Source organism: Microbacterium sp. Bi128 (assembly GCF_918698205.1).
Genome location: NZ_CAKKMM010000913.1, coordinates 1 through 2,071, shown reverse-complemented (window position 1 = coordinate 2,071; position 2,071 = coordinate 1). Strand labels below are relative to the sequence as shown.

The 2,071-nt window shown below is 71.7% G+C and carries 1 protein-coding gene; it reads right to left on the bottom strand.

Annotated elements, in window-relative coordinates:
• Nucleotides 1-47 precede the first annotated feature (47 nt).
• Nucleotides 48-2,071: DNA helicase RecQ (recQ, locus tag LQV45_RS27935; RefSeq protein WP_230010154.1), on the bottom strand; the 2,024-nt coding region annotated here is incomplete at its 5' end.

The window sequence follows — 2,071 nt, the reverse complement described above, 5'->3', positions numbered from 1 at the left end:
AGCCTGTACCCGACGCATCGCCTGTTGTGGGAACAGCGGGCCCGAGCTCAGTGCTGGGCGACGACCGCGAGGATGCCGTCGCCGTAGGCCTCGCGCTTCTTGGCGCCGATACCGGTGATGCCGTCGAGGTCGCCCATCGACGCGGGCCGCTCGGCGGCGATCGCGCGCAGAGTGGCGTCGCCGAAGACGATGTACGCCGGCACGCCCTGCTCGCGCGCCTGCTCGGCGCGCCACGCGCGGAGCGCCTCGAACAGATCGCGGTCGCCGGCGGCGACGTCGTCGGCGCTGGACTTGCGCGGCCGCGATCCGCCACCCCCGCCGGAGCGGCCGAGGGCATCGCGGCGCAGGGGGACCGGCGTCTCTCCGCGCAGCACACCACTTGACGCCTCGCTCAGCGCGAGGGTGCCGTAGTCGCCCTGGGCGACGATGATGCCGCGCGCGAGCAGCTGACGGATGACACTGCGCCAGTCCTGATCGGACAGGTCGGCGCCGAGTCCGTACGTGGAGAGTCGATCGTGGCCCTGCTGAGCGATGCGCTCGGTCTTGGCACCGCGCAGGATGTCGATGAGGTGGCCGGCGCCGAAGGCCTGCCCGCGCTCGCGCTGCAACCGGACGATCGTGGACAGCAGCTTCTGCGCCGCCACCAGGCCGTCCCACGTGGCGGGCGGCGTCAGGCACGTGTCGCAGTTGCCGCACGGCTCGGACGGTTCACCGAAGTACGACAACAGGTTCTGGCGGCGGCATCCGACCGTCTCGCACAGGGCGAGCATGGCGTCGAGGTGCTGGCCGAGACGCATCTTGTAGGAACGGTCGCCGGGCGACTGGTCGATCATGCGGCGCTGCTGCACGACGTCGCCGAGGCCGTACGCCATCCACACCACCGAGGGATCGCCGTCGCGGCCCGCGCGACCCGTCTCCTGGTAGTAGCCCTCGACCGACTTGGGCAGGTCGATGTGGGCGACGAAGCGGACGTCGGGCTTGTCGATGCCCATGCCGAAGGCGATCGTGGCGACCATGATCACCCCGTCGTCGCGGAGGAAGCGCGACTGGTTCGCCGCGCGCACCGAGGCGTCGAGGCCCGCGTGGTACGGCAGGGCGTCGAGTCCCTGCGCGGCGAGGTACGCCGCGGTCTGCTCGACGCTCTTGCGGCTCAGGGCGTACACGATGCCCGCCGACCCCTCGGGCTGCGACCGGATGAACGACACGAGCTGACGGCGGGGGTCGACCTTGGCGTCGACGCGGTACTGGATGTTGGGCCGGTCGAAGCTCGCGACGAACGTGCGGGCGTCGCGGAGGCGCAGGCGCTCGACGATCTCGCGGGCGGTCTCGGGGGTGGCGGTCGCCGTGAGAGCCATGCGCGGGACACCGGGGAACCGCTCGGCGAGATCGCCCAGCGCGAGGTAGTCGGGCCGGAAGTCGTGACCCCACTGCGACACGCAGTGGGCTTCGTCGATCGCGATGACGCTGAGTTGTCCGCGCGACAGCAGCCCCAGGGTCTGCGCTCCGTTGAGCCGCTCGGGAGCGACGTAGAGCAGGTCGAGGTCGCCGGCGAGGTACGCCTGCTCGACGGCCTGGCGTTCCGCGGGCGCCTGGGTCGAGTTGAGGTAAGCCGCGCGCACGCCGTTGGCCACGAGCGCGTCGACCTGATCGTGCATGAGGGCGATGAGGGGGCTCACCACCAGACCGGTGCCCGGGCGCACGAGCGCCGGCACCTGGTAGGTGACACTCTTGCCACCACCGGTGGGCATGAGCACGACGGCGTCGCCACCGTCGACCACGTGCTGCACGATCTCGGCCTGGTCGCCGCGGAAGGCGTCGTAGCCGTAGACCTCGTGCAGCACCTCGCGCGGATCGCGACCGGTGAAATCGCGCACGTCGGGCAGTTCGCGCGCGGTTCCGGTCACCACCGCGGCCCGCGCGAACGGGGAGGACGTGGCATCCATCGGCGGGGGCGGAGCGTCGGGATCGTCGGGCGGGGCGAACAGATCGGGATCCCAGTCCGCCCCCGCGTACGGATCGTCGTACCCGTCGAACGCCTCGGGAGGCGCATCGGCGTACGGCTCGGGGGCGG